Raw genomic sequence first — 26,130 nt, 5'->3', positions numbered from 1 at the left:
TCAGTCGATGCTGGCCAGCCAGCGCAGCAGCGAGCGTACGCCCCAGCCGGTCGCCCCCCGGGTGAGTTCCGCGTGGTCGCCGTCGGCCCAGGACGGTGCCGACATGTCCAGGTGCAGCCAGCGGTCCCGCATCTCGCCTGCGAACTCCCGCAGGTAGAGCGCGGCGAGCACCGATCCGGCGCCCTGGGTGGGCGCGCTGTAGAGGTCCGCGATCTCGCTGCCCAGGTACTCGACGTAGTCGTTGTTCAGCGGCATCCGCCAGGCCGCCTCGCCGGCGGCCTCGACCGCGGCGAGGACATCGGCGGCCAGGGCGTCGTTCTCGCTGTACAGGGCGGCGGTGCGCTTGCCCAGCGCGACGGCGTTGGCACCGGTGAGGGTGGCCAGGTCGATCAGCAGGTCGGGCTTGAGCTGCCGCACCGCGTACGCCAGCGCGTCGGCGAGGACCAGGCGGCCCTCGGCGTCGGAGTTGGTCGTCTCGCTTGTCGTGCCGCCGTAGTGCCGGATGACGTCGCCCGGGCGGAACGCGGAGCCGCTGAGCATGTTCTCGGCGAGCGGGGTCAGCGTGGTGACCCGGACCGGAAGACGCAGCGCCGCAGCGCCGAGGGTGGCCGCGACGACGGCGGCAGCGCCGGCCATGTCCTTGCGCATCAGTTTCATCGCCGGAACCGGCTTGATCGAGATGCCGCCGGTGTCGAACGTGATGCCCTTGCCGATCAACACCACGTGGGTACGCGCGTCGGCCGGGTGCCAGTCCAACTCGAGCAGTCGCGGAGCGCTGGCCGAGCCGCCGCCCACTGCGAGGATCCCGCCGAAGCCCTCGGCTGCCAGCTCGTCCGGGCCACGGACCCGGAGGCGAAGGTCGGGCAGATCAGCTGTGGCGGAGATCACTTGGTCGGCGAACCACTGCGGGGTCTTCTGCGACGAGGGGGTGTTGGTGAGGTCGCGGGCGAGGCGCGTCATGGCGGCGGTGGTCCGGGCCGTGGCGACGGTGGCCTCGTGGGCGGTCGGGTCGGCGACCAGCAGGTCGACAGAGCTGAGCGCGGGCGCATTGTCGGTCTGGGCGAGCCGGAACCGGTACGAGGCGAGGAGCAGCCCTTCGGTCAGCCCGCGAATCGCTTCGGGGCCGCTGTCGGCCGGCAGCGCGATAGTGATGTGCGTCTCATCTGAGGCGGAGCGGGCCAGTGCCGCACCGGCGGACCGCCACGCCGACTCGCTGCCGTCACCGATGCCGAGCAGGAACAGCCGGCCAGGGCTGCGACCCGGGCGCAACTGGGTGCGGATCTCGCCGGCCCGGCCGCTGAGCCGGGCGGCCGGCACCAGCGCGGCGGCCTCCTCGGCGGTGCCGTCCGGCAGCGTCACGGCTGTGGACGCCGGTGTTGCCGAGGCATCGCCCCCCGGCGCCTCATCGGAGGGGCGGACGGGCAGGACGAGGACGTCGAGCCGGTCGGGCTCGGCGATCGGGCAGATGTCGAGCACGCGGAACCGTACCTCCAGGAAGTGTCGCGGAGCGGGAGCCGGGCCCGCCGATCGCACGGATGAAGACCCTGAGCCACCGGCAGTGCCGGTGGCTCAGGGTCAGGGAACGTTCCGGACGGCGGATGCCGCCCGGCTCGCTCCTCACTCAGCCGGCGGCTGCCTTCAGCGCGTCACCGAGCGCGTTGGCCTCGTCGGGAGTCATCTCGACAACGAGCCGGCCACCGCCTTCCAGCGGGACCCGCATGACGATGCCCCGGCCCTCCTTGGTGACTTCCAGCGGACCGTCGCCCGTCCGCGGCTTCATCGCCGCCATGTTGTCTCCCCTCAGACCTACACCAGGGTCGGTGGGTTGCCCCACAGCCACTTCTCACGCCACCCGCAACCGTCGCGGGGTGTCGACCAACGATTTTCCCTGATGAACACCGCCGGACCCAAACCGGAGCAGCATTGATGTAACAGCATCTAGCTTATCTTGAGAAGGCCTGTCACAATGTGCGGTCATGCAGGCACGGTCGGCACTCTTCGACCTGTACGGCGACCACCTCCGACCGAGAGGTGGCCGCGCACCCGTTGCCGCCCTGGTCAAGCTACTGGCGCCGTTGGGAATCGCGCCGCCCGCCGTTCGCACCGCCGTGTCCCGGATGGTGCGTCAAGGCTGGCTCGACCCGCTCCGGCTGGCCTCCGGACCGGGATATTCGATCACACCAAAAGCCGCTCGGCGACTCGACGAGGCGGCGGCCCGGATCTACCGGACGGGCCGGGTCACCTGGGACGGGCGGTTCGATCTGCTCGTCCTGGAAGCCCCGGGCTCCCGGCGGGACCGACAGCGCCTCGCCTCGAACCTCAGCTTCCTCGGCTACGGCACCCTCGACGAGCAGACCTGGGTGGCCACCCGGCCCGCCGAGGACGTCGACCTGCTGCTCGCCGAGGCCGGCATCCGGTTCGAGCGGTTCACCGCCGCACACTTCGCCGGCACCCCGGGCGCGATGGGCGTGGTCCGCCGCGCCTGGAACCTGGCGGAGATCGGCCAGGCCTACGAACAGTTCGTCGCCGACCAACGCCCCCTGCTCGCCACTGTCACAGTGCGCAGCAGCGACGAGGAGGCGTACGCGGCCCGGTTCCGGCTCGTGCACGCGTGGCGTACCTTCCTGTTCCGGGATCCGCAGCTGCCGCCGGCGCTGCTGCCCGAGCGCTGGCCCGGCACCGCCGCGGCCAGCTTCTTCGACCGGCACGCGGCACGCCTGCGTCCGGCCGCCGACCGGTACGTCGAGCAGTGCCTCGACGCCAGCAGCCGCATCGTTCGACAGAAGGGTCGTTAGACAGTGACCGAGCCGTTGCTCGTCGACCGGACCGACGCCGTCGTCACCCTCACCCTGAACCGGCCGCACGCGATGAACGCGCTGGACCTGGCGCTCAAGGAGGCGCTGCGGGACACGCTTGCCCAGTTGGAGACCGACAGGTCCTGCCGGGCTGTCGTGCTGACCGGAGCAGGTGGGGCGTTCAGCGCCGGCCAGGACCTGCGGGAGCACGTGGCGACGCTTGGCAACTCGTCCGCCCCGCCGCTGGACACGGTCCGGGCGCACTACAACCCGATCGCCGCCCGGCTGGCCAACCTGCCCAAGCCGGTTGTGGCAGCGGTCCGTGGGATGGCCGCAGGTGCTGGCGCGTCGCTGGCCTTCCTCGCCGACATCCGGGTCGGCGGGCCGGGCACCAGCTTCCTGATGGCCTTCGCCAAGGTCGGTCTCGCCGCCGACACCGGAGCATCCTGGACGCTGCCCCGGCTGGTGGGTCACGCCAAGGCGGTGGAGCTGCTGATGCTTGCCGAGCCGGTCCGCGCCGAGGAGGCCTGCCGGCTGGGGCTGATCACCCGGCTGACGGACGACGACGAGCAGGTGTTGCCGGCCGCGCAGGAGCTGGCCACACGGCTCGCCGCCGGCCCCACGGTCGCGTACGGGGCGATCAAGCGGCAGCTCTCCATCGCCGACGCCGGCACCCTCGCCGACGCCCTGGCGGCAGAGGCGCAGGCGCAGGCGATCTGCGGCGCCACGGCGGACCACCGGGCGGCCACCGAGGCATTCGTGGCCAAGCAGAAGCCGGTCTTCGAGGGCCGCTGAGCTAGTCGTCCTCCTCCGGATCCTGGTTGGCCTCCGCGCCCAGCACGAACGCCTGCATGGCAAGCTCGTCCCCGGACGGCGACACGAACGCGGGCAGCTCACGCGGCCCCAACTCCTGCACGTAGGACCAGAACAGCCGGACCGCCTCGGCTGGCGTGGCCGCTTCGATCGGCAGGTCCAGGCTCACCAGCCAGGTGCGCCGCGCCGGAGGTGGACCGAGCTGGTCGGCAAGCGCCCGGAAGGCCGCCGGGGCCAGCGCGGTGAGCGGCCCGTCGACAGTCAACAGGTCGGCCGGCACCGGCTCGTCGAAGACCCGCCGGGTGTACGCCATGACGAGCGTCCCGGGCTCGACCGGGGACTGCGGGTCGTCCGGGTCCTCCCGGTGCCGCTGCGCCGGCGTGGTGACCCGGCCGAGGGCGACCAGTCGGGGCGGCTCGTCGGCGAGCACCGCCACCTGGTCGCCCGGGCGCGGCTGACCGACGTCGGTGAGCCCTGTCAACTCCAGCGTGTCGTGGTGCACGAGACGCTCGGCCTCGTAACGCTCGGCGGGAAGCAGAACGGCCCACGTGCCAGGCCCATCGGCGTGGCCGGTCCCGCCGGCCCGGTGCGCGGTCTCGGTGGTCATGCCTGCCATCCCATCACGACGCCGTCACGGGCGGGACGTGACAGCCGACGATGTGATCGTCGACCATCCCGGTCGCCTGCATGAGCGCGTACGCGGTGGTCGGACCGACGAACCGGAAGCCGCGCTTCTTGAGCGCCTTGGCCATCGCCGTCGACTCGGGGGTGATCGGCGGCACCCCGGCGAACGAGGCGGGGCGGGCCTGCCGGGGCGGCGGCGCGAAGGACCAGAGCAGCGCGGACAGCCCGTCGGGCAGCTCCAGCGCGGCGCGGGCGTTGGCGATCGCCGCTTCGATCTTGGCCCGGTTGCGGACGATGCCGGCGTCGGCCAGCAGCCGTGTCACGTCGCCGTCGCCGTACTCCGCGACGGTCGGGATCCGGAACTCGTCGAAGGCGAGCCGGAACGCCGGACGCTTGCGCAGGATGGTCAGCCACGACAGGCCGGACTGGAACGCCTCAAGCGTCATCCGCTCGTAGAGCGCGTCGTCGCCGTGCAGCGGCCGCCCCCACTCGGTGTCGTGGTAGACGGCGTAGTCGGGGGTGCTGGCCCCCCAGGCGCAGCGGGCCAGCCCGTCGGCACCGATCACCAGGTCAGTCACTCAGTACACGCTAGGCCATCACACCGACAGCCCACCGCCGCCCGACGGCCGGCGTGGTCAGGGCAACCGGCCCTGCTCGACGAGCCGGGCGAACCTCTTCAGCGCCTGGGTGAGGCCGACCTTGGAGCCGGGCCAGAGCACCGGCCAGGCCAGTCGGCCTGCTCGGCCGCCGGGCAGGTGGAACCACTCGTGCCAGACCACCTGGGTACGCGCCCGGTCCAACTGGGTGCAGCGCAGCACGCCCGGGCCCCGCAGCAGTTGGCCGCAGTGCACCACACCGATCTCGTACGGCTCGTCGACCCGGACGACCCGCATCTCGTCGCGCAGCACCGCCGGGCCGAGCGCGGTCACCGCCTCGATCCGGCTGCCCTCCCGCCCGTCGCCCTCGACCACCCGTACGCGGGTGAACGGGATCCAGTCGGACTGTCGTTCCCAGGCGAGCAGCGCGGCGAAGACCCGCTCCGCCGGCGCGTCGACGATCACCGTGGCGGTCACCTCGCCGGCACCAGGTTGGGCGACGTCCCCGAGATCGCTGGCGCCCTGCGGGTCGGTCACGCCGACTCCGACCGGAGCGCCGGGCCGCGCTGCCCGGCACTGTCGGCCCTGTCGTCGTCAGCCGGCTCACCGTCGGCCGGTGCGGCGCTGCCGGTCGTCGGGGTCACGTCGCTGGTCGGTGCCGCGTCGTCGCCCGGGGTCGCGTCGTCGGTCCGGGTCGCGTCGGTCGCGGGGGTCGCGTCGTCGGCCGGGGCCGCGCCGTCGGCGTCCGCCGCCGAGGAGGTGGCATCCGGCAACGGGTCCGCTCCGGCCGAGCCGGCCGGCGGCACGTCGACGCCCGCGTCGGTCGCGCCCGGAACCGCTGCGGCGGCCTGCTCGCGGGCCTGGCGCAGCGCGTCAGCGTCGTCGGTGCGCCCCTCACGCAACGCGATGACCTCCGACTCCAGTACGCCGATCAACTCCGACTTGTAGCCGATGTCGTAGGCGGCGCGGCGCAGCGCCTGATCGACCTGGGCCATTCGATACCCCCGCAGCGCGGTGTCGAAGCGAACCGCGCCCACATCGGATTCGCGCAGCGGCCGGGTGCCCGGCAGGGGCACGGCCTGCGAATCCGGCTCGGCCGGCACCAGGCCGGGATCGCGGCCGCTGATCAGCACCGTCACGCCGAACACCACCGCCGCGACGGTCAACGCGACAACCAGGAGGAGCAGAAGCTGACCCATGCACTGATCGTGGCACGACCGTCGGCCCGGAGCGACCCCCCACCCCGATCACGATCGACGTCCACGCCCGCTCCGCGTACCTGTCGATCGACCGGCTAGCGTCGGAAGCGGCCGACGCGGCGGCGGCGGTGCGGACCTTCAGGAGGCGGCATGGCCGGGGCACTTCGGCTGGGTGGGCGGACGTTCAGCCCCGGTGAGCTGGTCGTGATGGCCATCGTCAACCGCACTCCGGACTCGTTCTACGACCGCGGCGCCACCTTCGCCGCCGACAGCGCGCTGCGTGCTGTCGAGCGGGCGGTACACGAAGGCGCGGAGATCATCGACATCGGCGGGGTGAAGGCCGGCCCCGGTGCCGAGGTGGACGTCGCCGAGGAGATCCGGCGCACGGTGGACACCATCGCCGCCGTACGGGCCGCGTTCCCGGAAGTGGTCATCTCCATCGACACCTGGCGTGCCGAGGTGGCGACGGAGGCGGTGGCGGCCGGCGCGGACCTGCTCAACGACACCTGGTCAGGTGCCGACCCGGCGTTGGCCCGGGTGGCGGCGGCCACCGGAGCCGGGCTGGTCTGTTCGCACGCCGGTGGGCTGGTCCCCCGGACCCGGCCCCACCGGGCCGCCTTCGACGACGTCGTGGCCGACGTGGTCGCGACGGTGACCGGGCTCGCCGACAGTGCGGTGGCCGCAGGGGTACGCCCCGACGGCATCCTCATCGACCCGGCCCACGACTTCGGCAAGAACACCAGGCACTCCCTGGAGATCACCCGTCGGCTCGGCGAGTTGACAGACACCGGCTGGCCGGTGCTCGTGGCGCTCTCCAACAAAGATTTCATCGGGGAGACGCTGGACCTGCCGGTGGCCGAGCGGTTGGAGGGCACGCTCGCCGCCACGGCTCTCTCCGCCTGGCTGGGCGCCCGGGTGTTCCGGGCCCACCAGGTCGGCCCGACCCGCCGGGTGCTGGACATGGTGGCGTCGATTCGTGGTGACCGGCCACCCACGGCGACCCGCCGGGGCCTGGCCTGACTGTCCGGTCGTTGGAGCGACCGACCGTTACCGGCCGGCGGGCCGGCACGATCGCCGGAGGTCGTGGCGGTCAGGTCCAGCGCAGGATGTTCCTACGCCACGCGTAGAGGATGCCGAGCGCGAGCACCGCCACGAACACCGCCATCTCCACCACCGTCACGAGGCCGAAGCCCGGCCGGTCGAAGACCACCGCCCACGGGAAGAGGAACACCGCCTCGACCGCGAACAGCACGTACAGGTAGGCGTAGACGTAGTAGCGGATCTGCATCTGCGCCCAGTCCGCGCCGACCGGGTCGAGGCCGCATTCGTAGGTGGCCCGCTTGCCGATCGGGTCGGCGGGACGGGCCGGACGTAACACTCGGTTGGCCGAGAACGCCGTTACGAAGAACAGGACGCTGACGAGCAGCAAGAGACCGAGCGTCGCGTACGAGCCCAGGTAACCGGTCACGCCGGGAGCCTACCGCTCGGCCGGAAGGCACGTCCCGAACACGTTACGGATTTGTTTCCGGCGGAGACTAGTGCACTAGGGCAACTGTTACCGAATATTGGACTTCCACCCATGACACCGGAGGTCAGATGGCCCGCGTGAAGGTTCCGTCCAGGCAGCGGGCTGCGGGACGGCGTCCCGCTCCCCTGCTGGCGACCTCTCTCGCGGTCGGCCTGCTCGCGGCGCTGGCCGTGGCACCGGCGTGGGCCGGCGCGACGACGCCGGCCGTCCTGCCGATCGCGGCCGTCACCGACCCGACCGCCGAACCCGGGCCGGCTCCGGAGACCAGCCCGGCGGAGGAACCCACACCGACCGAGGAGCCGAGCGGCGACCCCAGCCCGGTCATCCCGGCCCCGGAGACCACAGCGCCGCCGCCGATGACGACGCCACCGGCACCGCAGACCACAGCACCCGACGTACCACCGCCCGCAGCGACCACCGCTCCCGTGCCGGGGGGAACCGTCCGGCCGGAGACGGTCGGCCCGCCGGTGCCTCCGGTGCGGCCGTCGGCGCCGGGCGACACCCCCGCAGCACCACCGAGCCCGCTCGGCGTACAGGTCACCACCGAGGACGTCGTCCTGCCCGGGGCGTACTGGAACGCGGCCAGCACGACCACCACGCTGCGGGTGACGGTGGCAAACACCGGCACCGCCACGCAGCGGGCCCGACTCTCGTACACCCTGCCGGCCGGGGTCACCGACGCCGGGACGAAGGGGTGCGTCAGCGCGGGCGACGTGTACAGCTGTGGAGCCTGGACGGTCGAGGCGGGCGTCCGGTTCAGCAGTGTGCTCCGGTTACGGGTCGCCGGCACCGCCTGGGAGCGCATGCCGCTCAGCGGCTCCGTGCGGGTGGTCGGGGACGCGCCGGACGTGCCCGGTCAGGCGACCGACGACCAGGGCTTCGCGGTGCTCTTTCCGCCCGGCCCGCCGGTGCCCGGAATCTCGCTGTCGGCCGACGAGGTGGCGTTCGACATCAGCGGCGCGGCGAGTTCCCTCGTGGTCCGGCTGGGCAACACCGGCAAGGTGGACGCCGCCGGCCTGATCGAGGTGGTCCTGCCGGACGGGGTGAGCGTGCCGAACCCACCTGCCGGCTGTGCGGCGGCCGACGCGGGCCGCACCCGGTGCGACGTGGGGTCGCTGCCCGCGGGCGAGGCCGGCGAAGTGCGGCTGCCGGTGGAGGCGACGCCGCAGGCGCAGAGAAACGCGCCGTTGTCGGGGGCGGCGATCGGTCAGCTCGACCCGCGCAGCGGTCCGACCCGTCGGGTGCAGATGAGCTTCCGCATCACCGCCGCTGCCGCGCTGGCCACCCCTGTGGTGTCGCCGCCCGCGCCGACCGGCTCCCAGGGCGTACTCCCGGCGGGCGCCGCCGGGGACGACACGGGGATGACCTCGGTGCAGCGCACCGCGGCTCTCCTGGTCGCGGTCTCCGCGCTGCTTGTGGTGCTGGCCCTCGTGCTCGCCACCACCTCCCTGCGTCGGCGGTTCAGCGAGCCGGCCACCGGGCCCGCCGCCGAGTCCGTCGACTGATCGATCAGCGACGACCCCGAAGCGGGGTCGCCGGTGGGTGCCTCGTCTGGTGATCTGAATTACGGCGGGCGGCGCGAAAGCACATGAATCAGCTCATTTCTTCCCTCGATCCGGTCCCAGTTGGCCTATCTACAGGAAGGCTCGGGGGCACGTTGGACGTAGGCTCTCGGTGAGGAACGACAGCGGACCGAGCCCGCCCGGGCGGTGCGGTTCAGCGTTGCGTCAAGGAGGTCCCGTGACCGGGCAAGGCGAGGCCACCAACATGTTCAGCCGCACGCGCGACCGCGCGCAGCGAAGCGAGGTGCAGGCGTGAGTGCGAGGAACGAGCCGGTTCTGCGAGCTCCGCAGTCGCGAACGAAGGTGGCACAGTGACCAAGCAGATCCGTCAACTCGACCGGGTGGTCATCCGGTTCGCCGGTGACTCCGGCGACGGCATGCAGTTGACCGGCGACCGCTTCACCTCCGAAACGGCGCAGCTGGGCAACGACATATCCACGCTGCCCAACTTCCCCGCCGAGATCCGGGCACCCGCAGGCACCCTGCCCGGCGTGTCCAGCTTCCAGGTGCACTTCGCCGACTACGACATCCTCACCCCGGGCGACGCGCCGAACGTGCTGGTGGCGATGAACCCGGCGGCGCTCAAGGCCAACCTGGCCGACCTGCCGCGCGGCGCTGACATCATCGTCAACACCGACGAGTTCACGAGGCGCAACCTGGCCAAGGTCGGCTACCAGACCAGCCCGCTCGACGACGACTCGCTGGCCGGCTACGTCGTGCACCCGGTGGCGCTGACCTCCATGACCGTCGGCGCGCTCGCCGATCTGGAGGTCTCCAAGAAGGATGCCGAGCGGTCGAAGAACATGTTCGCCCTCGGCCTGCTCTCGTGGATGTACTCCCGGCCGTACGAGTCGACGCTGCGCTTCCTGGAGCGCAAGTTCGCCTCCCGTCCCGAGTTGGTCGCCGCGAACGTGGCCGCGTTCCGGGCCGGCTGGAACTTCGGCGAGACCACCGAGGACTTCGCTGTCCGCTACGAGGTCAAGCCGGCGAAGATGCAGCCGGGCACCTACCGCAACATCACCGGCAACGCCGCGCTCTCACTGGGTCTGGTCGCCGCCGGGGTCCGCTCCGGGCTGCCCGTCTTCCTCGGCGCGTACCCGATCACGCCAGCGTCGGACATCCTGCACGAGCTGAGCAAGCACAAGCGCTTCGGTGTGCTGACCATGCAGGCCGAGGACGAGATCGCCGCGGTCGGGGCGGCGCTTGGCGCGTCGTACGGCGGGTCGCTCGGCGTGACCACCACAAGCGGCCCGGGTGTGGCGCTCAAGAGCGAGACGATCTCCCTGGCCGTGGCCCTGGAGCTGCCGCTGGTGATCGTGGACGTGCAGCGCGCCGGACCGTCGACAGGCATGCCCACGAAGACCGAGCAGGCCGACCTCAACATGGCGCTGTACGGCCGGCACGGCGAGGCGCCCGTCGCGGTGATCGCGCCCCGGTCGCCGTCGGACTGCTTCTTCGCCGCTCTGGAGGCGGCACGGATCGCGCTGACCTACCGCACCCCGGTGATCCTGTTGTCGGACAACTACGTCGCCAACGGGTCGGAGCCGTGGCTGCTGCCCGACGTGGAGTCGCTGCCCGACCTGCGGGTCGAGTTCGCCACCAAGCCCAACGGCGACGACGGCACCACCTTCCTGCCCTACCTGCGTGACCCGGAGACCCTGGCCCGGCCGTGGGCCATTCCCGGCACGGCGGGGCTTGAGCACCGGATCGGCGGTCTGGAGAAGGCCGACAAGACCGGCGACATCTCGTACGACCCGGCGAACCACGACTTCATGGTGCGTACCCGGGCGGCCCGGATCGAGACGATCCCGGTGCCGGACATCGAGGTGGAGGACCCGGACGGCGACGCCCGGGTGCTGGTGCTCGGCTGGGGCTCGACGTACGGGCCGATCGGGGCGGCGTGCCGTGGGGTCCGTCAGCGTGGCCTGTCCATCGCCCAGGCGCACCTGCGGCACCTGGCTCCGATGCCTGCCAACCTCGGCGAGGTGCTGCGCTCCTACGACCGGGTGGTCATCCCGGAGATGAACCTGGGCCAGCTCGCCCACGTCATCCGGGCCCGCTACCTGGTCGACGCCATCAGCTACAACCAGGTCCGCGGCCTGCCGTTCACGGCCAACGAGCTGGAGACGACGCTGGAAGAGGTCCTGAAGAATGTCTGAGCCCGTCGCCCTCAAGCTCACCGCGAAGGACTTCAAGTCCGACCAGGAGGTGCGCTGGTGCCCCGGCTGCGGTGACTACGCGATCCTGGCGGCCATCCAGCAGTTCATGCCGGAGCTGAACATCCCCCGGGAACGGACCGTCTTCGTCTCCGGGATCGGCTGCTCGTCGCGCTTCCCGTACTACATGAACACGTACGGGATGCACTCGATCCACGGCCGCGCGCCGGCGATCGCGACCGGCCTGTCGGTGTCCCGTCCGGACCTGTCGGTTTGGGTGGTCACCGGCGACGGTGACGCGCTCTCCATCGGCGGCAACCACCTGATCCACGCGCTGCGGCGCAACGTCAACCTCAAGATCCTGCTGTTCAACAACCGGATCTACGGTCTGACGAAGGGTCAGTACTCGCCCACCTCCGAGGTCGGCAAGATCACCAAGTCGACCCCGGCCGGTTCGGCGGACGCCCCGTTCAACCCGCTCTCGCTCGCCCTCGGCGCGGAGGCCAGCTTCGTGGGTCGGACCATCGACTCCGACCGCAAGCACCTTCAGTCGGTGCTGCGGGCCGCCGCCGAGCACGAGGGTTCGGCCTTCGTGGAGATCTACCAGAACTGCAACATCTTCAACGATGGCGCGTTCGACCAGCTCAAGGACCCGTCCACCCGGGACGACTACCTGATCCGCCTGGAGCACGGGCAGCCGATCACCTTCGGCGCCGACGGGCGGTTCTGCGTGGTGCACCCGCCGGGCGGTTTCGGCCTGGAGGTCCGGGAGACCAGCTCGGTCCGCCCGGAGGAGATCGTCGTGCACGACGCGACGGTCACCGACCCGGCGTACGCCTTCGCGCTGTCCCGGCTGCCCGGTCTGGACCTGCGCAACACCCCGATCGGCGTGTTCCGCTCGGTGGCCCGGCCGTCCTACGACAGCGTCGTGCAGGACCAGTTGGCCGCCGCGAAGGCGAAGGTCACCGAGACTCCCGAGCAGCAGCTCGCCGGCCTGCTGGGCAGCGGCGACACCTGGACGATCGTCTGACCCGTACGGCACAGCGAAACGGCCGTCCCCGGAAGCGGGGGCGGCCGTTTCGTTTGGTCAGCGCTGGGCGGAGGCGGACACCCAGAGATTGTCGATCTCCTTCTCGGCCGCCGCGAGGCTCGCCTCGTGCAGCGGGATCAGCTCGGCCATGGTGGGGACCACGGGGGCCAGGCACAGCTCGGCGGTGATGAAGCGCGGCTTCATGCCGGTCAGGGACAGGCCGTGCGGGAGCCACGGCTCGGCGTGGTCCCAACCGTAGCGCGGGGTGCCCTCGCCGTAGCCGCCGCCCCGGCTGGCCAGCACGATGAAATCGTGGTCGCCGAGCAGGCTCTGCCCGGTCGCCAGGTCGTAGGACAGGCCGGCCACGGTCAGGTGGTCGACCCATGCCTTGACGCTGCTCGGTGCGCCGTAGTTGTAGAGCGGCAGTCCGAGCAGCACGACGTCGGCCTGCTTCACCTCGTCGACAAGTCGCTGGCTGATCTCCCAGATTTCGCGCTGCGCCGGGGTGTGCTGGTCCGGCGGCGTGGTCTGGGCCTGGAAGGCCACCGGGTCCAGGTGTGGCAGCGGCTCGGCCCCGATATCGCGGTAGGTAAGCCTCCCGTCCGGGTGAGCCGCACGCCAGGCGGCGGCGGCACGGGCGGTGAGCCGCCGGCTGATCGAGCGTTCACCCTGAATGCTCGAATCGATATGCAGCAGATGCATGGCTTCCCTTCCAAGGATCGTCTGTGTTACGTCAATCATTTATACCAGGTCGATGTTCCCTCATGTCGGTAGACTGGCTCACATGTCCGCCCCGCCCCTTGATTCCGCAGAGCACCGTTCGGGTGCCCTGCTGGACCACCTGGCCCGGCGGATGCGACTGCGATCGGAGTCGGTGCTGGCACCGCTGGGCCTGCGCCCCCGGCACCTCGTCGCGCTCACCGTCTTGCGCAACGGCGGCGGCACCAGCCAGCAGGCACTGGCCACCATCCTCGAAATGGACAGCACGAACATCGTCGGGCTGCTCAACGACCTCGAAGCCGAGCACCTTGTCGAGCGACGCCGCTCACCCGAGGACCGCCGCCGGCACGTCGTCGATCTCACCGAGGATGGGATGAAACGCCTCAACGAGGCGGAATGCGCCCTGGCGAGCGCGGAGGACGAAGTGCTGGGAGCGCTGGATCCCGCCGAGCGGAAGACGCTCTACGACCTGCTCCGGCGGGCAGCCAACGCCTCGTCGGCCATCTGCACCGAAACGCTGCAGAAAGACCTCGACGCCTGCTGACGGCGGCCGAGGTCAGGCCGTGGTGCTGGCCTGGGGGCGGTCGTCACGCACGTGCACAAGCATGTCGCCGGTCTCGATCACCGCGCCAGCCTGGTCGGCCAGGCTGACCACCTTGCCCCGGCGCACCAGGGCGATCACCAACGACTCCAGCTCGCGCGGCGAGCGGCCCACCTCGCTCCGCTCCGCCGAGCGCATCGCCAGCGCCATGCCCTGCCCCGGGGTGAGCAGGTCCTCCACCACGTCGATGAGCGGCGGCGCCGAGGTGGACAGGCCGAGCAGCCGGCCCGCGGTCGCCGAGGAGACGATCACGTGGTGGGCACCGCTCTGCTTGAGCAGCGGAGCGTTCTCCGCCTCCCGTGCCGCCGCGATGATCCGGACCTGACCGGCGGTGAGCTGCCGTACGGTGAGCGCCACAAGCACGGAGGCGTCGTCGCTGTCGGTCGCGATGATCACTGCCTTCGCGTTGCGGACGTGCGCCTCGTTGAGCACAGACGAGCGGGTGGCCGACCCCTCGATGGCCACCAACCCGGCGGAGGTGGCCTGCCGCAGGGCGGCGCCGTTGCGCTCCACCACCACGATCCTCGACCGGTCCAACCCGTTCTCCATCAGGGCGTTGACCGCGCTGCGGCCCTTGGTGCCGTAGCCGCAGATGATGACGTGGTCCTTCACGGTTCTCCTCCACCGCGACAGGCGACGGCCGGTCCGGTACTGCTCGGTCAGGACTTCCAGAGTGGTGCCGACCAGGATGATCAGGAAGAGCACTCGGGCCGGGGTGATGAACAGGACGTTCACCAGCCGCGCAGTCTGCCCTACCGGCGTGATGTCGCCGTAGCCGGTGGTGGAGAGCGACACGACCGCGTAGTAGAAGCAGTCGAGCAGGGTGAGGCCGTCCTCGTTGACATCGCGGTAGCCGTCCCGGCCGATGTAGACCGCGGCGACCACGGCGAAGACGAGGCCCAGGGCGGCAGCGAGCCGAAGGCTCAGCGCACTGAGCGGGCCCCGCCGCTGAGCGGGAAAATGGATCACCGTCGAACCTGCTCCACCACCGTCGCCTGCACGACCACAACATAGCGGTTATGTCGTGATCCGCACGCCCCGGCTGCGCAGCGCACAACCGAGCGCGCTCGACGAACCCGCACGGGGCGGTCGAGACGGCCGCGGACGGGCAGAATGGGGCTTGTTCCCCGACGACGACCGCGGAAGTGAGGCCGGCATGTCGTTGCTGCGACGAGTCATTGGCGGGGTGCTCCGCCGCCTACGCCAGAGCCAGGGCCGCACACTGCGCGAGGTGGCCGCGTCCGCCGGCGTCTCGGTGCCCTACCTGTCCGAGGTCGAGCGGGGCCGCAAGGAGGCCTCCTCCGAAGTGCTCGCGGCGATCTGCCGAGCGCTCGGCATCCGCCTGTCCGACCTGCTGGAGCAGGCCCGCGACGACCTGCGCCGGGTCGAGCCGCGCATCCCGACCGCACCACGGGCCGCCCTGACGCGCCAGGGCCGCGTCGACGTGGCCCGACACGCCACCGGCCAGCACACAGTGCGGACGGGCAGGCCGATCGTTGAGCGCGGGCCCGGGGCGAACGGGCCGACCCTGCGTGTCGGCCGGACCGCCTCCGCTGGCGGCTTGCGCCCCGGCCCGCGTACCCCCGCTCGGTTGGGTTGGGCGTGCGCCCGGGCTGGCGCGCGGCGGGTGACCGTCGCGTAGGCCGCGTGGTTCTGCCGTCGGCACATCTGCCGGCGGCAGAATCCCTGGGCCACCACGGTGTCCGGTCGCACGCTGGAGGGGCCGGTCCACCGGGCGGTCCCGCCGCCCGCCGGCAACGGCGAAAGGCGGCGGCGAATGATTGGGTACGGCGTGCGAATGCTCGACGGTGCGCAACCGTCCTTCGGTGATCAGGTGTTCGAGCGGCTGCTGCGGGAGCGGATCATCTTCCTCGGCACCGAGGTGACCGAGGAGTCGGCCAACCGGGTCTGCGCGCAGATCCTGCTGCTCGCCGCCGAGGACGCCGACCAGGACATCTTCCTCTACATCAACTCGCCGGGCGGGTCGGTGAGTGCCGGAATGGCCGTGTACGACACGATGCGCTACGTCCGCAACGACGTCGCCACGCTGGCGCTGGGTTTCGCCGGCTCGATGGGGCAGTTCCTGCTCTGCGCGGGCGCGGCCGGCAAACGGTATGCGCTGCCACACTCGCGGATCATGATGCACCAGCCGTCCGGCGGGATGGGCGGCACCGCCTCGGACATCACCATCCAGGCGGAGAACATGCTGCACGTGAAGCGGACCATGCAGGAGCTGATCGCCCAGCACAGCGGACGAACCCTCGACGACATCCAACGCGACTGGGACCGGGACCGCTGGTTCACTGCCGCTCAGGCCCGCGAGTACGGCCTCATCGACCAGGTAATCACCAGAGCCGACCAACTGTCGGCGCTCTGATTCGCGGTGGCGGCCGGCGATGGTCCCGCCGGCCGCCACCGCGACCAGCAACCCGCGCCGGTCACGGCAGGTCAACGCGGGCCTGGCACCCCAATCCCGGGGTACGACGGTGACCGCCGCCGATGCCGGACGCGACCCCCTCGATCCGCGTCCAACAGCTACGGACATGCCTTCGCCGCCGGGCCCCCGATACCGACGACCCTATTCGCAGCGGTGGGAATGGAGACTGCCGTCGAGCCGCAGCGCATTTCCGCGGATTCCCGTTACACACACGAACACGAATGCGAAAGGCAGCGCCAGCCCGGCCGCGATCCCGCAGCCACGACATCTCAGGCTCCGGACCCGCGAAAATCCTGTGGCACCGCCCCGTTAGGGTCACGTCTATGCGTCGACTGATCCCAACCCTCTCGATTGCCATCACCGCGGCCCTCGTGGCCGGCTGCGGCACGACTTCCAGTGACACCGGAGGATCCGCGCCCCCCGCCGCCGAGACGTCGAAGGTCGAGCCCGTCGCTGCCATCCGGCAGGGAATGGACCGCAGCCTCACCAACACGGTCACCATGGACGCCTCGGTCAAGGCTGGCAACCAGAACATCACCCTCAGCGGAAAGATGGACCCCACCGCCAAGGCGATCCAGGTCACCGGGAACGCCCCCGAGCCGGTCGAGGCCCGCCTGATCGGCGACGTCGCCTATATCAAGTCGGACTCGCTCGACGGCAGCAAGCCGTGGATGAAGATCGACCTCAACAAGCTCAAGCCGACCAGCACCATGCGCCAGTCGTTCGACCTCAAGGCGCAGACCGGCATCATCGGCGGCGTCGTGAGCGCCCAGGAGGTCAGCCCCGGCCGCTACACCGGTGTAGCCGACCTGAACAAGGCCGCCGAAACCGCAGGCTCGGACGGCGGGATGCGCGAGGGCCTCGAGGCGACCGCCAAGCTGGCCAAGGACCCGGCGGCGATCCCGTTCGAGGCGACCCTCGACAGCGAGGGCCGGCTCACCGCGCTGTCCTACACCATCGCCACGAAGAGCGTCGGTGACCTCGTCACCGAGATGAAGATGAGTGGCTTCGGCGAGCCGGTCACCGTGAAGGCCCCGCCGGCCAACGAGACCGAGGCGGCCTCCGAGGAGATGTACAAGTTCCTCTGATCAGACGGAACGACGGTGCCCTCCGGATCTCACTGCGGAGGGCACCGTCGCGTCAGCAGGACTGTCGAGGTGCGATCAACCGCGCCGATCTGCTGGCTTCGGCGCGAGCCGGCCGTTGGGCATGTGCACCACCCGGAGGAACGCGGGCAGCCGCCACGGCCTCGGCCCACCGATGACGACGTCGCGCCGCAGCACCGCCTGCGCGATGCTGATCCGGCCGAACATCATCAGGTTGAACCTGGCGGGACGGAATGTCACACGCGCGTCGAACGGGCCATCGGCCGGCGCGATCCACACCCTACGGTCGCCGAGCGTCAGCGTCGTGGTCGTCGTATGCGGGGAACGGAACTGCACGGACACGTGGTGGCGGGGCATCGGCAGTTCGGTGTTGAGCAACACCCCGTACGTGTCACGGAGCATGTCGAACATGAACAGATCCCAGTAGAGCGCGGCGTGCTCGTCCGGCATCGGCCACGGCTGACGCGACGCCCGTGCGATGTCCCAGCCGTGCACGAGCAGCTCGTTCGTCAGGTGGGCGAACAGACCACCGACCGTCACCCGAGCGTTGCCCAGCCAGCTCACCGTCGACTGCGGGTCAGCGGTCGCGGCCAGCAGACCGTCGACCGCCGCGTTCAACTGGGCCAGCAGGATCGCCGGGTCGCGCTCGCGGAAATGGGCGAGCACGTGGGTGTTGACGTCGGCCACCGTGTCGACGTTCGTGACGGCAAGCATGTCCTCCAAGCCCGGCACCGGGATGGGGACCTCGGTGTCCTCCAGCCTCGCCACGTACAGGACCGCTATCGACACCACGTGCGCCACCGTGTCCGCCACTGTCCAGTCGGCGGTAACCCTGAACCCTGGCGACGGCGCGGCGGCCACCAGATCGGTGAACCGATCGGTGGCCGCCCGCAGTGCCGTGTTGGCCAGGCGCCACCTGTCCGCAGCGCCTGCGCCAGTCACGTCGAACAGCATCGAGCCCCCGCTTCATCGCTTGTACGCCTGATGGCGCAGGTGTCAGTTGTAGAACATGGTCGGGAACCAGCCGAAGCCGAAGATTGCAGGCACCCGGACGTCCCAGTACACGACGTTGAAGACACCGAGGGCGATGAGCAGGGCGGCGCTTAGCACCGTGCTGCGCCGCACGTCGGACGCGAGCCAGGTGATGAACCGGCCCCGGGTGGCCAGGATCAGCAGCGCGAACAGCGCGGTGACCACGACGATGTTGCCGAGGGACTGGAGAACGAACGCGGCTGAGCCGTACAACGGGTTGCCGCTGTCGACCGCCCAGTGGAAGAGCTTGTTGAACAACGGATAGGGCCGGCCGATGAGGAAACCGCCGATGAGCGCGCCGAGGGTCACCACCCGCGCGACCGGACGATCGGCGAACATGTCGGGCACCACCTTGATCGCGGCCAACCCGAGGTAGATGAGGGCCAACCCGATGAGGCCGAACACCACCGACGACTGGATGATGCGCACCGGCACCCCGCCGGCGGTCTCGGTCGACAACTGCGGAAGCCTGTCACCCAGCAGGACCCCGACGAACCCGTACACCGCAGCGACGACGACCATCCCCAGGGTGAGGTAGGCGACCGGCCGCAACAGCAGCCGGAGCCGGGCACTGGTGCCGCTACTGGCCGCGCTGAGCGGCCCGATCGACGCGATCATCGCGATGTTGCAGGCGGTGAACGTGCCCGCCAGACCCGACACGAACGCGAAGATCAGACCGGCGGCGGTACCGGCGATCGCGGTCTCCTTCGCGTCGTGACCGAGAAGGCCGCTGGCGATGTTGTCACCGATGACCGAGTCGACGAACTCGTAGGACCACAGCACCGCCAGCAGGACACCAGCCGCGACGCTTGCCGCGATGATGACGCCGTTGCGCTGGGGTCGAGGGTCAACGGAGACGCTCGAAACCTGTTGTCTTGCTGTGGTGCGCGTTTCCGTCATCCATCTCTCCCTGGGTCAGCGCCTGATGACTGTGAGCGGTGATGATGTCACTCAAGGCGATCAATGTGCATCTTCGAGAATGCGCAGTCGGCAGTGGACGGTCCGGCTCGTCGTAGCGAACTGGCGACTGGCCCGACCACAGCAGGCACATCCAGGAGCTGACCGGTTTGAGCAGCCAGTACTCGTCGCGCGAACCGCGGGCGGCGTCGCCACCCCTACCGGCTGTGGCGGCGCTTGGCCGAAGCAGAACCGCAGGGTCAGCTTCCGCGCGCGCTCCAGGACGTCAATCCATCTTGCTTTTCCTTCCACCGCCGGCAATATCCCCATGTTTTGATCTGTAGCGGGGGAGGAAACACACGTGCGATGGAAGACCACGGCCAGCGCCTTATTAGCGCTGACCTTTCTGATTCCGGCGGCACCGGCGATGGCTCAAACCGTACGCCCGGGCTGGACGCGGCCTGCCAAACGGTCGAGCGCCAGGTGTACAAGGACATCCGGGAGCTTTACACAATCGACCTGGACACCGCTGCCACCGTGCAGGTGCGGTTGTTGGCCGCCCGAATCCTGCACGAGGCAGACACCAACACGTTGACCGTTCTGCCTGGCGCACTGCAGGAACGACTCAACGGCACCGAAGATGATCTCCGCGCGTTCCTCAAGACTGACGCGCAGACGGTCTGGACAACGGATCTGCGGATCGAAGTGGGCCAGACGATGACGGGCGCTGGCGTGAACGTGCGGGCGGCGGCGCAGAAGACGCTCGACGCGGGCACCGTCGATGCCTTCCTGGCTTACCTCAACGACGGCGTGTACGCCGCGCGTGCGCTTGACTGCGCGGCTCAGCCGACGCCGACGCCCAAGCCGACGCCGACCGCGTCGCCAAGCGCCACGACGACCGCTGCGCCGACCCCCTCGTCCTCCGACAGCCCGGGCGCCTCGGGCGGCGATGGCGGTGGGCTGCCTGTGACCGGTGCCAACACCGCGACCGTGGCCAGCGCTGGCGGCGCGCTTCTGCTCCTCGGCGGCGTGGGCTACCTCATCGGACGCCGACGCCGTTCCCGCTTCGTGGCATAGCCCAAACACAGCGCCCGGCCCGATGGTTCGTGGGCCGGGCGCTGTGTTTGGCGGGGTTCGTTTCGTGTTTGCGCCGCGAACCGTGCCGTGGTGACCGCTCTCGTCAATACGGCCGCCGGATCCCTCGCTCCGAGAGCGTCGCCTCGTAATAGCCGAGGAAGCCCTTCAGCTCTCCGATGGTGCAGTCCAGGTCGTCGAGAGCCTCGCCGTTACCGGGGTCCTCGCGCAGGGTACGAGCCGCGTCGGCCAACTGCGTCCAGATCCCTGCGAACGTGTCGCCCTGCAGATGGATGCCAGGAAATGTTCGGCCCACCAGCTGCACGACTGCACAGTTGACACCACGGGTCAGCACCTGCGCTTGCTCCTGGCTCATCCGATCAGGATCCAGTACTACCTGCAACGCGGCTAGCTGTCCGACGGCCAGACCGCCCGCCTGCTCACCATCCGCTTCGGCGCAGTCACGCTCGGTAGAACAGCTTCACGGAAAATTGCATTTGGCAAGAGGTAGCACCGAAATTTTCTCGATACGATGCATCTGCTTGTCAGGTACCCGACAGTGAAATGTCGACTCTTGTGCTAGCCGTCCGCCGAGAGGATGCTCGAACCGTCGAACGGTACTGCGCCGCCTCACACAGAGGGCGGCGCCCGGCTGCCACCGGACGCCGCATTCGACTCCACCGCTGCAACGGAAGGAGTCACGTTGACTGTAATCCCTCGCGGGTCAGACTTCGAGACACCAGGGGACGAGGACGAACCCGTTGCCGAGCAGTCCGACAGGCACCGGATCATCCTGGCGTACGTCAAGACGCTCAGTCCGATCATCGCCGCCATCGTCGCCTGCATCGGGACGCTGGTGACAGCGCTGGTCCGCTGACCCCGCCGGCCCCGCGCTCCCGCTTCGGCCGGGCGCGGGGTCGTCCCGCCCTTGCCCTCGGCGGTGATCTGGCGCCGTCCTGGCGATGCTCGCCGTGCTGCTCACCGCAGGCTGGGGCAGCATCGCGGCGCTCGCCGCGGTGGCACTGACCCTGGGCGTCGGCGAGACGATCTTCGATGCGCCTGTTGGTCCACTTCGCAACCGGCTACGTCCCACGATGACGGTCGAGGCTGATAGCCGGAGGTCACCAGCAGGCCGGAGCCGGGCGGCGCGGCGGTTTGCGGGCCGCGCTGACGTGAGCAGGTCAGTGGCGACGCGATCGGGCACGCAAGCCCTGGCAGACCGGACAGTGATCGTTACTCACGGCTGTGACCTGGTGCCCCCGGCAGGATTCGAACCTGCGACACACGGTTTAGGAAACCGATGCTCTATCCCCTGAGCTACGAGGGCGCGAGGGCCTAGTCTAGCGACCTGGGGGTTCACCGGGGGTGGCAGGGAGTGGCACGGGTTCACCCACGTTCCCCGGACCGCCGTTGTCGCAGCCCAGGAGCACACGCCGAGCACACGAACCCCGGTTTGCGACCGCCGTCGCCCGGGGTTGACCCGCGTTGGCACCGGTTCACCCCGGTTGGCGCCGGCTGGAGAGCACACGTCGCGCACATCATCGAAGATCAGCAAAGTTCAGACCATGTATTCACTTTCGGCGTCGCCACCGAAGGACTAAGCGGCGCTCACTCCGGATTCTCGGACCTCGCCGTCATATCGACAGCCACTGTCTCCGCCGAGCTTCCAGTCATGCCGATGACCGCGTATCCAACCTAGCTAGCTTGGTCCGGGATGCGTCGCCGGGAGCGTGGGACGGGTGCGTCGGCGGAGCCGGAAGGGCAATCGGGCGGTAGGCCAGCGCAGCACCCACGATCTCCTCCGGCGTCGGCTCGGCTGGCGCGTCGGTCCCGGGCTTGTCACAGTCAGTACGGACACCAGAGGTGATGTCATCGTCGGGGGCCATCGGTTGCCGTGCAGCGTGAGAACTTCATGATCGCCTTGAGGGCTTCAACCGCCTCCACTGAGGCAATGCAACTCCGAAACCCCAGCTCAGACGTCGGCACGACCAGAACGCAATGACCCTGGCGTTACCGGGCCGGGAAATCACATTCGCGAATTCTTGAGCGCTCGGCCACCATGAGGTGCATGGACCCCGAGGAGGAAGCCGCGCTGGCTGAGGAGTTGTACGGCATCCGACGGCTTCTGGTGCAATTCTTCGCCGACCTGCCGAACTCCGGCTCCGTGGTCGACCTGCAGCGGAGGCTTCTCGCCGAGCACGCCCGGAAGGGCGCTACGCGAGTTGAACGTGACCTTCTCAAACACCATCGAATTAAGCTCCGGGCGATCGGCGACGCGCTTGCATGGCTGTTGCTGCCCGCGCACACCATCCGGACGCTGTCCAAGCACCCGGGTCGCGCGGCGCCGCCGCCGACGGATACAGAGGACGCCGCGTTCGTCATGCAGGTGGTTGACCGGTTGTTCCGCGCTGGACGGGTGCCTATCATTGCCGACCTGACGAACGTCCTGCTGGTCGGCGATGTGATCGCTGTCGAACCCGGCGGCGGGATCGAGGTCGTGGAGTGCAAGAACAGTCGGACTCCATTGCGACCGCCGGGCAGTGGGCGGCTCGCGAGGCAACGGCAACGCGGTGAGAGGCTCACGGGCTACCTGCGTGAGAGTGTGATGCCGTACCCCGAAGGGGCCGAGCTGGGCGTCGTGATCGCTGATGCCCTCGACATCCCAGCGCACTTGCGTCCCTCTGCGGCTTCCCCAAACCTGGTCGCGATGGACGTCGACCTGCCTCAGCCGAATCCTGAGTGGCTGGTCACGGCGCGCATGCGGTACGAGGAGTCGCCGCAGGGGGTGGGATTGGTGGAGATCGGTGCTGGCGACTACCTGTTGCTCAGCGATCGGAACGAACTCGGCGTCGACCGCGTCGGAGACGTCGTGGATACGCTCCCCTCGTTGCGCCGACCATGCCTGTCTTTCCACTTCGACCAGCTGAACGAGCCGCGGCCATACTGTCGCTCGATCTTGTCGTACCCAATCGACTGGGAGTTCCGGGCTGCGCTGCTGGAATCCGACTTAGTGATGATCCGGCTGGTCGATCTCGCGATTTTCGAAGAGCGAGACGACGACGGTGTCGGTCTGACCCTGCAGGACGGCCGGTTCCTACGGTGGGCGCGCGACGGGCACCACGAGGTGTTCTCGAATCGGTTCATCGACGAAGTCATGACCGGGCCGATATCTGCGGCCGCGATGCGCACGTGTCTGCTTGACTGTGTGCGCCAGGCGGAACAGAAAGTTGCGCCGCTCCTCACGGAGCCCGACCAGTTCTCACGGATCGATGAGATGCACCGAGGTAGCGGCAGCAACGTGCGGTATACCACGGTCTATCCAGCTCACGACGGCGACCTCGTGCTTGTCGGCAGTGCCACCGACGCTGGCTTCGACGCGGTCCCCGGAGCGACGCACACCGAATATTACCCCACTTCCCGGCGGCTAATTATCTACGCCGATGAGGACATCCTGCTCGACACAGAGATTCCAGGAACCGACTGAGTATCGCTCGCACTGCCGCCACGTCGCCTCGCCCCCACGAGCGCGCCGATGTGGCGGTATTGCTGCGCACGGTCGGTGCCGTTTAAGCAATGCGGTGAGCCGATCGGGAGCGCGCAGGACAACCGATTCGGCGACGAGTTGATCGGGGGCTGAATGCCGGAATGATCGACCCGACCGGGGATCTTTGTCGTCCCAGATGCTTCCGCCACCGGACACATGCCGGGCCAATCGCAGCCGCCTGGTCACGCTGCCAGCGCGCCCTGTACCGGTGCAGATCACGGGGATCTGCCGCCTATCGGGCGATACAAAAGGTGACGCAAGGACGGCAGTGCCCAGCGTGCGATCGGGCCGAGAAGGTGCGTCGCACGAGGGTGCCCGATCTCCACACCACATAAGATCGCAGCGTGACGGACCCGACCCCTCATTGGCTCCCCGAGCGCCATCTCGGCGTCGCCGCGACGCTCTCGCACGCGGACGAACTGATCGGACAGGTCGGCGATCTGCTCTTCGCCTACCAGACGCAGGCCGATGGCGTGGTCGGCTTGCGCGAGGTTCCGGCGAGATCACTCAGTCGGACCGTCGTAGACAGCGTGGCTCCGATCCCGCGCAAGGTGCCACTCCTCGTGGCCGACGCGTTGGTGGCACTGAGGGCCGCGCTTGAGCACGCGCTGTTCGCCGAGGTCGAGTTCTTGGAGGGGGCGCCGCTCGACGAGAAGGCGGCCAGGCTCGTCGAGGTGCCGGCGTCGGACACCTACGAAAAATTCGAGGCGTGGACAAGGAAGCAACTCCGTGACCGTCCGCCGTCTCTGCGAGCTGGCAGCGAACTCGTGCGGCGGATCGATCGCCTGCAGCCCTTCCACCGTCAGAGCGATCCGCAGATGCACCCTCTGGCTCGACTGGTGCTCCACACGAACCACGCGAAGCACCGGACACCCGCGATCACTGCGGTCCGCTTAGCTGCTATGTACCGGGAAGACCACATGCCTCGCTCGGTACGCGACCTGCCGTCGCGGCCCGAGGAGCCGCTGCGCGTCGGTAGCGTCATCGCTGAAACCCCGATCGGCACCTTCATCCCCGTCACCCTGTTTCCGACGGTCGGGATAAATCGACCGGGCACAGACCGGTGGCCGGTCCTGATGCACGAACTCGATGAGATCTCCAGCTGGGTCCGCACCCAGGCCGTGCCGCGACTCGTCACGGGCACAGAACCGCCCGAGCCGGCACTTCCGGCGCGCTATGAGATTGCCGTTGGCCACCAGGACGAACGCCGGGCAATGGCGGTGGGTTCGTCGGTGTCGGCCGCAGATCGCCAAAAACAACGCCTGACCGCAGCATCCGCCCGGACCGACCTGGTCGATCTGGTCAGTCGGGTAGACGGCTCACCGAGCGACCAGCAGATCGCAGCCTGGCTGGCCAACCTGGCCGACGGAGAGGTGCTCGATCGGATGTCGAGACTGAAGGTCACCCATACCCACGACCCCGGCGTCATACTACAAAACGTCGAAGTGCTCAAAGGGCTACGTGACGAGGCTCTGGGATTCGTCCAGCGCTGACACCCGGTCTTGCCGGCCAGAGGCAAGGAAGTACCAGACCATCAGCAGTTCACGGCGCGAGGGCGGCAAAAATCGCAGGAGCTTTTAATCTACGGCCGGCCGAGAGTAACAGACCTGACCGAGGAATTCAGCATTGGCGAACGTCGCGCTGTGATCAGAGAGCCTGTCCTTGGCGCTCTGGATCGACAGTTCTATGGGCAGCGACGTCCTGCCGACCTTTTGGAATGTCCGCCAGCCATTTGGACATCTGCCACTCATAAGGCTCGGATGACTCCCCGAATTTCACGCCAAGGTCACGGCGCACGGCCGCGTAGAAACGACCTCGCGATCCAGGCGTCCGGTAGCCCGGAGTCCCGAACGACGCGCAGCGCCCGCACCAACCACGGGCTGCGCTCGACGAGGTCCCGCAGTTCGTCCTCCCGCATCGTCTCCCCCGGTTGCCTCTGTCGGATGCCTGCTCAGTCGAACAGCCGGCCTACGAGGGCACCTTGGCCGGACTGCAGGACGTGCGCGGCCCGTAACGGTATCCAGAAGCACTCGAACTGGGTGGGCTCCTGCTCGCCGTCGTGGTTCTCCTGGCTCGCCCACCGCTCGGGCGTCGACTCGTGCAGCGCCAGCTCGAAGACGTGGCGACGCTGGATCTCGAAGCGGAGCGGGCTGATGTCGTACTCGATCTCCCCCAGCTTGCGCACGACGGTGAAGCCCGTCAGTCCGGTCTCCTCGCGGGCCTCGCGCAGCGCCGCGTCCGCCAGGTCCTCACCCAGGCGGACGCTGCCACCGGGCACCTGGATGCCCACCTCCTCGTAGCTGAAGTCGATGTGCCGGAAGACGAGCAAGCGCCCTTCCCGCACGACGTAGCAGAGAACCTTGTCGGTCATCACCTTCTCGGGCATGGTGCCTTTCCCTCCGCTCGTTCCTGGTGC

At 69.4% G+C, this 26,130-nt stretch carries 27 protein-coding genes, 1 tRNA gene and 1 pseudogene; 14 read left to right on the top strand and 15 right to left on the bottom strand.

What is annotated here, in order from left to right; all coding sequences use genetic code 11:
• Positions 1 to 1,476, bottom strand: a complete 1,476-nt coding sequence (locus tag ACPXB1_RS01095; RefSeq protein ID WP_425734766.1) for a leucyl aminopeptidase family protein — start codon at positions 1,474 to 1,476, stop codon at positions 1 to 3.
• Between the two features lie 145 nt (positions 1,477 to 1,621).
• Complete coding sequence (locus tag ACPXB1_RS01090; protein WP_007455245.1) at positions 1,622 to 1,789, bottom strand: DUF3117 domain-containing protein; 168 nt, start codon at positions 1,787 to 1,789, stop codon at positions 1,622 to 1,624.
• A 187-nt stretch (positions 1,790 to 1,976) separates the two neighbouring features.
• Here ACPXB1_RS01090 and ACPXB1_RS01085 point away from each other — a divergent pair, with 187 nt between their 5' ends.
• Together ACPXB1_RS01085 and ACPXB1_RS01080 are read left to right on the top strand one after the other, a co-directional pair.
• Positions 1,977 to 2,795 (top strand): PaaX family transcriptional regulator, encoded by an 819-nt coding sequence (locus ACPXB1_RS01085; protein WP_053659154.1) that lies wholly within the window; start codon positions 1,977 to 1,979, stop codon positions 2,793 to 2,795.
• A gap of 3 nt (positions 2,796 to 2,798) precedes the next feature.
• Complete coding sequence (locus ACPXB1_RS01080) at positions 2,799 to 3,590, top strand: enoyl-CoA hydratase/isomerase family protein (protein WP_355592741.1); 792 nt, start codon at positions 2,799 to 2,801, stop codon at positions 3,588 to 3,590.
• Between the two features lies 1 nt (position 3,591).
• Here ACPXB1_RS01080 and ACPXB1_RS01075 read toward each other — a convergent pair whose 3' ends face one another.
• Genes ACPXB1_RS01075 through ACPXB1_RS01060 form a run of 4 tightly spaced genes read right to left on the bottom strand, consistent with a single transcriptional unit; the run spans position 3,592 to position 6,027 of the window.
• Entirely contained in the window at positions 3,592 to 4,215 is a 624-nt protein-coding gene (locus ACPXB1_RS01075) for a hypothetical protein (RefSeq protein ID WP_355592743.1), read from the bottom strand.
• Positions 4,216 to 4,228: 13 nt separating this feature from the next.
• Positions 4,229 to 4,810, bottom strand: a complete 582-nt coding sequence (locus tag ACPXB1_RS01070; protein ID WP_355592745.1) for a DNA-3-methyladenine glycosylase I — start codon at positions 4,808 to 4,810, stop codon at positions 4,229 to 4,231.
• Positions 4,811 to 4,867: 57 nt separating this feature from the next.
• Positions 4,868 to 5,365, bottom strand: a complete 498-nt coding sequence (locus ACPXB1_RS01065; RefSeq protein WP_355592747.1) for an SRPBCC family protein — start codon at positions 5,363 to 5,365, stop codon at positions 4,868 to 4,870.
• The gene (locus tag ACPXB1_RS01060) at positions 5,362 to 6,027 is read right to left on the bottom strand and encodes a DivIVA domain-containing protein (RefSeq protein ID WP_355592749.1); all 666 of its coding nucleotides are present in this window, start codon (positions 6,025 to 6,027) and stop codon (positions 5,362 to 5,364) included. The genes ACPXB1_RS01065 and ACPXB1_RS01060 overlap by 4 nt, the downstream gene beginning before the upstream one ends.
• A gap of 150 nt (positions 6,028 to 6,177) precedes the next feature.
• On the opposite strand from ACPXB1_RS01060, the gene folP reads away from it, so the two are divergent.
• A complete protein-coding gene (gene folP, locus ACPXB1_RS01055; RefSeq protein ID WP_355592751.1) occupies positions 6,178 to 7,047 on the top strand; it encodes a dihydropteroate synthase in 870 nt (289 codons plus the stop codon).
• A 70-nt stretch (positions 7,048 to 7,117) separates the two neighbouring features.
• Here folP and ndhC read toward each other — a convergent pair whose 3' ends face one another.
• Complete coding sequence (gene ndhC / locus ACPXB1_RS01050; RefSeq protein WP_053659139.1) at positions 7,118 to 7,495, bottom strand: NADH-quinone oxidoreductase subunit A; 378 nt, start codon at positions 7,493 to 7,495, stop codon at positions 7,118 to 7,120.
• A 128-nt stretch (positions 7,496 to 7,623) separates the two neighbouring features.
• Here ndhC and ACPXB1_RS01045 point away from each other — a divergent pair, with 128 nt between their 5' ends.
• The 3 genes from ACPXB1_RS01045 (at position 7,624) to ACPXB1_RS01035 (ending at position 12,303) form a co-directional block, all read left to right on the top strand.
• Positions 7,624 to 9,060: a hypothetical protein gene (locus ACPXB1_RS01045; RefSeq protein ID WP_355592753.1), complete on the top strand. Its 1,437-nt coding sequence runs from the start codon at positions 7,624 to 7,626 to the stop codon at positions 9,058 to 9,060.
• A gap of 368 nt (positions 9,061 to 9,428) precedes the next feature.
• Positions 9,429 to 11,276, top strand: a complete 1,848-nt coding sequence (locus ACPXB1_RS01040) for a 2-oxoacid:acceptor oxidoreductase subunit alpha (protein WP_355592755.1) — start codon at positions 9,429 to 9,431, stop codon at positions 11,274 to 11,276.
• Entirely contained in the window at positions 11,269 to 12,303 is a 1,035-nt protein-coding gene (locus ACPXB1_RS01035; protein ID WP_355592757.1) for a 2-oxoacid:ferredoxin oxidoreductase subunit beta, read from the top strand. The genes ACPXB1_RS01040 and ACPXB1_RS01035 overlap by 8 nt, the downstream gene beginning before the upstream one ends.
• A 57-nt stretch (positions 12,304 to 12,360) precedes the next feature.
• On the opposite strand, the gene ACPXB1_RS01030 is transcribed toward ACPXB1_RS01035, so the two are convergent.
• Positions 12,361 to 13,005, bottom strand: a complete 645-nt coding sequence (locus tag ACPXB1_RS01030) for an FMN-dependent NADH-azoreductase (protein ID WP_355592759.1) — start codon at positions 13,003 to 13,005, stop codon at positions 12,361 to 12,363.
• A gap of 82 nt (positions 13,006 to 13,087) precedes the next feature.
• On the opposite strand from ACPXB1_RS01030, the gene ACPXB1_RS01025 reads away from it, so the two are divergent.
• Positions 13,088 to 13,567 (top strand): MarR family winged helix-turn-helix transcriptional regulator, encoded by a 480-nt coding sequence (locus ACPXB1_RS01025; RefSeq protein ID WP_355592761.1) that lies wholly within the window; start codon positions 13,088 to 13,090, stop codon positions 13,565 to 13,567.
• Positions 13,568 to 13,579: 12 nt separating this feature from the next.
• On the opposite strand, the gene ACPXB1_RS01020 is transcribed toward ACPXB1_RS01025, so the two are convergent.
• Positions 13,580 to 14,593, bottom strand: coding sequence for a potassium channel family protein (locus ACPXB1_RS01020; protein WP_355592763.1), 1,014 nt, complete (start codon positions 14,591 to 14,593; stop codon positions 13,580 to 13,582).
• A 187-nt stretch (positions 14,594 to 14,780) separates the two neighbouring features.
• Between ACPXB1_RS01020 and ACPXB1_RS01015 the strand changes: the two genes are divergently transcribed.
• The 3 genes from ACPXB1_RS01015 to ACPXB1_RS01005 all read left to right on the top strand — a co-directional run bounded on the left by ACPXB1_RS01015 (position 14,781) and on the right by ACPXB1_RS01005 (position 17,149).
• Positions 14,781 to 15,266 carry a helix-turn-helix domain-containing protein gene (locus ACPXB1_RS01015; protein ID WP_355592765.1) on the top strand — a complete coding sequence of 162 codons (486 nt, stop codon included), beginning with the start codon at positions 14,781 to 14,783 and terminating at the stop codon, positions 15,264 to 15,266.
• Between the two features lie 135 nt (positions 15,267 to 15,401).
• A complete protein-coding gene (locus tag ACPXB1_RS01010) occupies positions 15,402 to 16,001 on the top strand; it encodes a ClpP family protease (protein WP_355592767.1) in 600 nt (199 codons plus the stop codon).
• 383 nt (positions 16,002 to 16,384) lie between these two features.
• Entirely contained in the window at positions 16,385 to 17,149 is a 765-nt protein-coding gene (locus ACPXB1_RS01005; RefSeq protein WP_355631103.1) for a hypothetical protein, read from the top strand.
• Between the two features lie 75 nt (positions 17,150 to 17,224).
• On the opposite strand, the gene ACPXB1_RS01000 is transcribed toward ACPXB1_RS01005, so the two are convergent.
• Positions 17,225 to 18,109 carry a maleylpyruvate isomerase family mycothiol-dependent enzyme gene (locus tag ACPXB1_RS01000; RefSeq protein ID WP_425734681.1) on the bottom strand — a complete coding sequence of 295 codons (885 nt, stop codon included), beginning with the start codon at positions 18,107 to 18,109 and terminating at the stop codon, positions 17,225 to 17,227.
• A 54-nt stretch (positions 18,110 to 18,163) separates the two neighbouring features.
• Entirely contained in the window at positions 18,164 to 19,099 is a 936-nt protein-coding gene (locus ACPXB1_RS00995; RefSeq protein ID WP_355592773.1) for a hypothetical protein, read from the bottom strand.
• A 358-nt stretch (positions 19,100 to 19,457) separates the two neighbouring features.
• Between ACPXB1_RS00995 and ACPXB1_RS00990 the strand changes: the two are divergent.
• Positions 19,458 to 20,173: pseudogene (locus tag ACPXB1_RS00990) on the top strand (LPXTG cell wall anchor domain-containing protein).
• Positions 20,174 to 20,276: 103 nt separating this feature from the next.
• Here ACPXB1_RS00990 and ACPXB1_RS00985 read toward each other — a convergent pair.
• Positions 20,277 to 20,546 (bottom strand): DUF6959 family protein, encoded by a 270-nt coding sequence (locus ACPXB1_RS00985; protein ID WP_355592777.1) that lies wholly within the window; start codon positions 20,544 to 20,546, stop codon positions 20,277 to 20,279.
• Between the two features lie 327 nt (positions 20,547 to 20,873).
• On the opposite strand from ACPXB1_RS00985, the gene ACPXB1_RS00980 reads away from it, so the two are divergent.
• On the top strand, positions 20,874 to 21,047 hold the full coding sequence (locus tag ACPXB1_RS00980; protein ID WP_167945990.1) for a hypothetical protein: 174 nt from the start codon (positions 20,874 to 20,876) through the stop codon (positions 21,045 to 21,047).
• A gap of 374 nt (positions 21,048 to 21,421) precedes the next feature.
• On the opposite strand, the gene ACPXB1_RS00975 is transcribed toward ACPXB1_RS00980, so the two are convergent.
• Positions 21,422 to 21,497 (bottom strand) — tRNA-Arg (locus ACPXB1_RS00975).
• A gap of 741 nt (positions 21,498 to 22,238) precedes the next feature.
• Here ACPXB1_RS00975 and ACPXB1_RS00970 point away from each other — a divergent pair.
• On the top strand, positions 22,239 to 23,654 hold the full coding sequence (locus ACPXB1_RS00970) for a hypothetical protein (protein WP_355631111.1): 1,416 nt from the start codon (positions 22,239 to 22,241) through the stop codon (positions 23,652 to 23,654).
• A gap of 404 nt (positions 23,655 to 24,058) precedes the next feature.
• Positions 24,059 to 25,207, top strand: a complete 1,149-nt coding sequence (locus tag ACPXB1_RS00965; RefSeq protein ID WP_355631114.1) for a hypothetical protein — start codon at positions 24,059 to 24,061, stop codon at positions 25,205 to 25,207.
• Positions 25,208 to 25,500: 293 nt separating this feature from the next.
• Here ACPXB1_RS00965 and ACPXB1_RS00960 read toward each other — a convergent pair whose 3' ends face one another.
• Both ACPXB1_RS00960 and ACPXB1_RS00955 read right to left on the bottom strand, forming a co-directional pair.
• Positions 25,501 to 25,632 carry a hypothetical protein gene (locus ACPXB1_RS00960; RefSeq protein ID WP_355631117.1) on the bottom strand — a complete coding sequence of 44 codons (132 nt, stop codon included), beginning with the start codon at positions 25,630 to 25,632 and terminating at the stop codon, positions 25,501 to 25,503.
• 33 nt (positions 25,633 to 25,665) lie between these two features.
• Positions 25,666 to 26,100, bottom strand: coding sequence for an NUDIX hydrolase (locus ACPXB1_RS00955; RefSeq protein ID WP_355631120.1), 435 nt, complete (start codon positions 26,098 to 26,100; stop codon positions 25,666 to 25,668).
• Positions 26,101 to 26,130: the final 30 nt, after the last annotated feature.

This window comes from Micromonospora sp. DT68 (assembly GCF_049847245.1).
Classification (GTDB): domain Bacteria; phylum Actinomycetota; class Actinomycetes; order Mycobacteriales; family Micromonosporaceae; genus Micromonospora; species Micromonospora profundi.
Note: the sequence above shows the minus strand (reverse complement) of the source record. Positions and strands in the feature narration are given on the sequence as shown.

Coding starts and splice junctions, on each gene's coding strand:
- ACPXB1_RS01090 (WP_007455245.1), bottom strand. CDS start 1,789: ATGGCGGCGATGAAGCCGCGGACGGGCGACGGTCCGCTGGAAGTCACC.
- ACPXB1_RS01085 (WP_053659154.1), top strand. CDS start 1,977: ATGCAGGCACGGTCGGCACTCTTCGACCTGTACGGCGACCACCTCCGA.
- ACPXB1_RS01075 (WP_355592743.1), bottom strand. CDS start 4,215: ATGACCACCGAGACCGCGCACCGGGCCGGCGGGACCGGCCACGCCGAT.
- ACPXB1_RS01060 (WP_355592749.1), bottom strand. CDS start 6,027: ATGGGTCAGCTTCTGCTCCTCCTGGTTGTCGCGTTGACCGTCGCGGCG.
- folP (WP_355592751.1), top strand. CDS start 6,178: ATGGCCGGGGCACTTCGGCTGGGTGGGCGGACGTTCAGCCCCGGTGAG.
- ACPXB1_RS01045 (WP_355592753.1), top strand. CDS start 7,624: ATGGCCCGCGTGAAGGTTCCGTCCAGGCAGCGGGCTGCGGGACGGCGT.
- ACPXB1_RS01035 (WP_355592757.1), top strand. CDS start 11,269: ATGTCTGAGCCCGTCGCCCTCAAGCTCACCGCGAAGGACTTCAAGTCC.
- ACPXB1_RS01030 (WP_355592759.1), bottom strand. CDS start 13,005: ATGCATCTGCTGCATATCGATTCGAGCATTCAGGGTGAACGCTCGATC.
- ACPXB1_RS01025 (WP_355592761.1), top strand. CDS start 13,088: ATGTCCGCCCCGCCCCTTGATTCCGCAGAGCACCGTTCGGGTGCCCTG.
- ACPXB1_RS01015 (WP_355592765.1), top strand. CDS start 14,781: ATGTCGTTGCTGCGACGAGTCATTGGCGGGGTGCTCCGCCGCCTACGC.
- ACPXB1_RS01010 (WP_355592767.1), top strand. CDS start 15,402: ATGATTGGGTACGGCGTGCGAATGCTCGACGGTGCGCAACCGTCCTTC.
- ACPXB1_RS01005 (WP_355631103.1), top strand. CDS start 16,385: ATGCGTCGACTGATCCCAACCCTCTCGATTGCCATCACCGCGGCCCTC.
- ACPXB1_RS00995 (WP_355592773.1), bottom strand. CDS start 19,099: ATGACGGAAACGCGCACCACAGCAAGACAACAGGTTTCGAGCGTCTCC.
- ACPXB1_RS00985 (WP_355592777.1), bottom strand. CDS start 20,546: ATGAGCCAGGAGCAAGCGCAGGTGCTGACCCGTGGTGTCAACTGTGCA.
- ACPXB1_RS00970 (WP_355631111.1), top strand. CDS start 22,239: ATGGACCCCGAGGAGGAAGCCGCGCTGGCTGAGGAGTTGTACGGCATC.
- ACPXB1_RS00960 (WP_355631117.1), bottom strand. CDS start 25,632: ATGCGGGAGGACGAACTGCGGGACCTCGTCGAGCGCAGCCCGTGGTTG.
- ACPXB1_RS00955 (WP_355631120.1), bottom strand. CDS start 26,100: ATGCCCGAGAAGGTGATGACCGACAAGGTTCTCTGCTACGTCGTGCGG.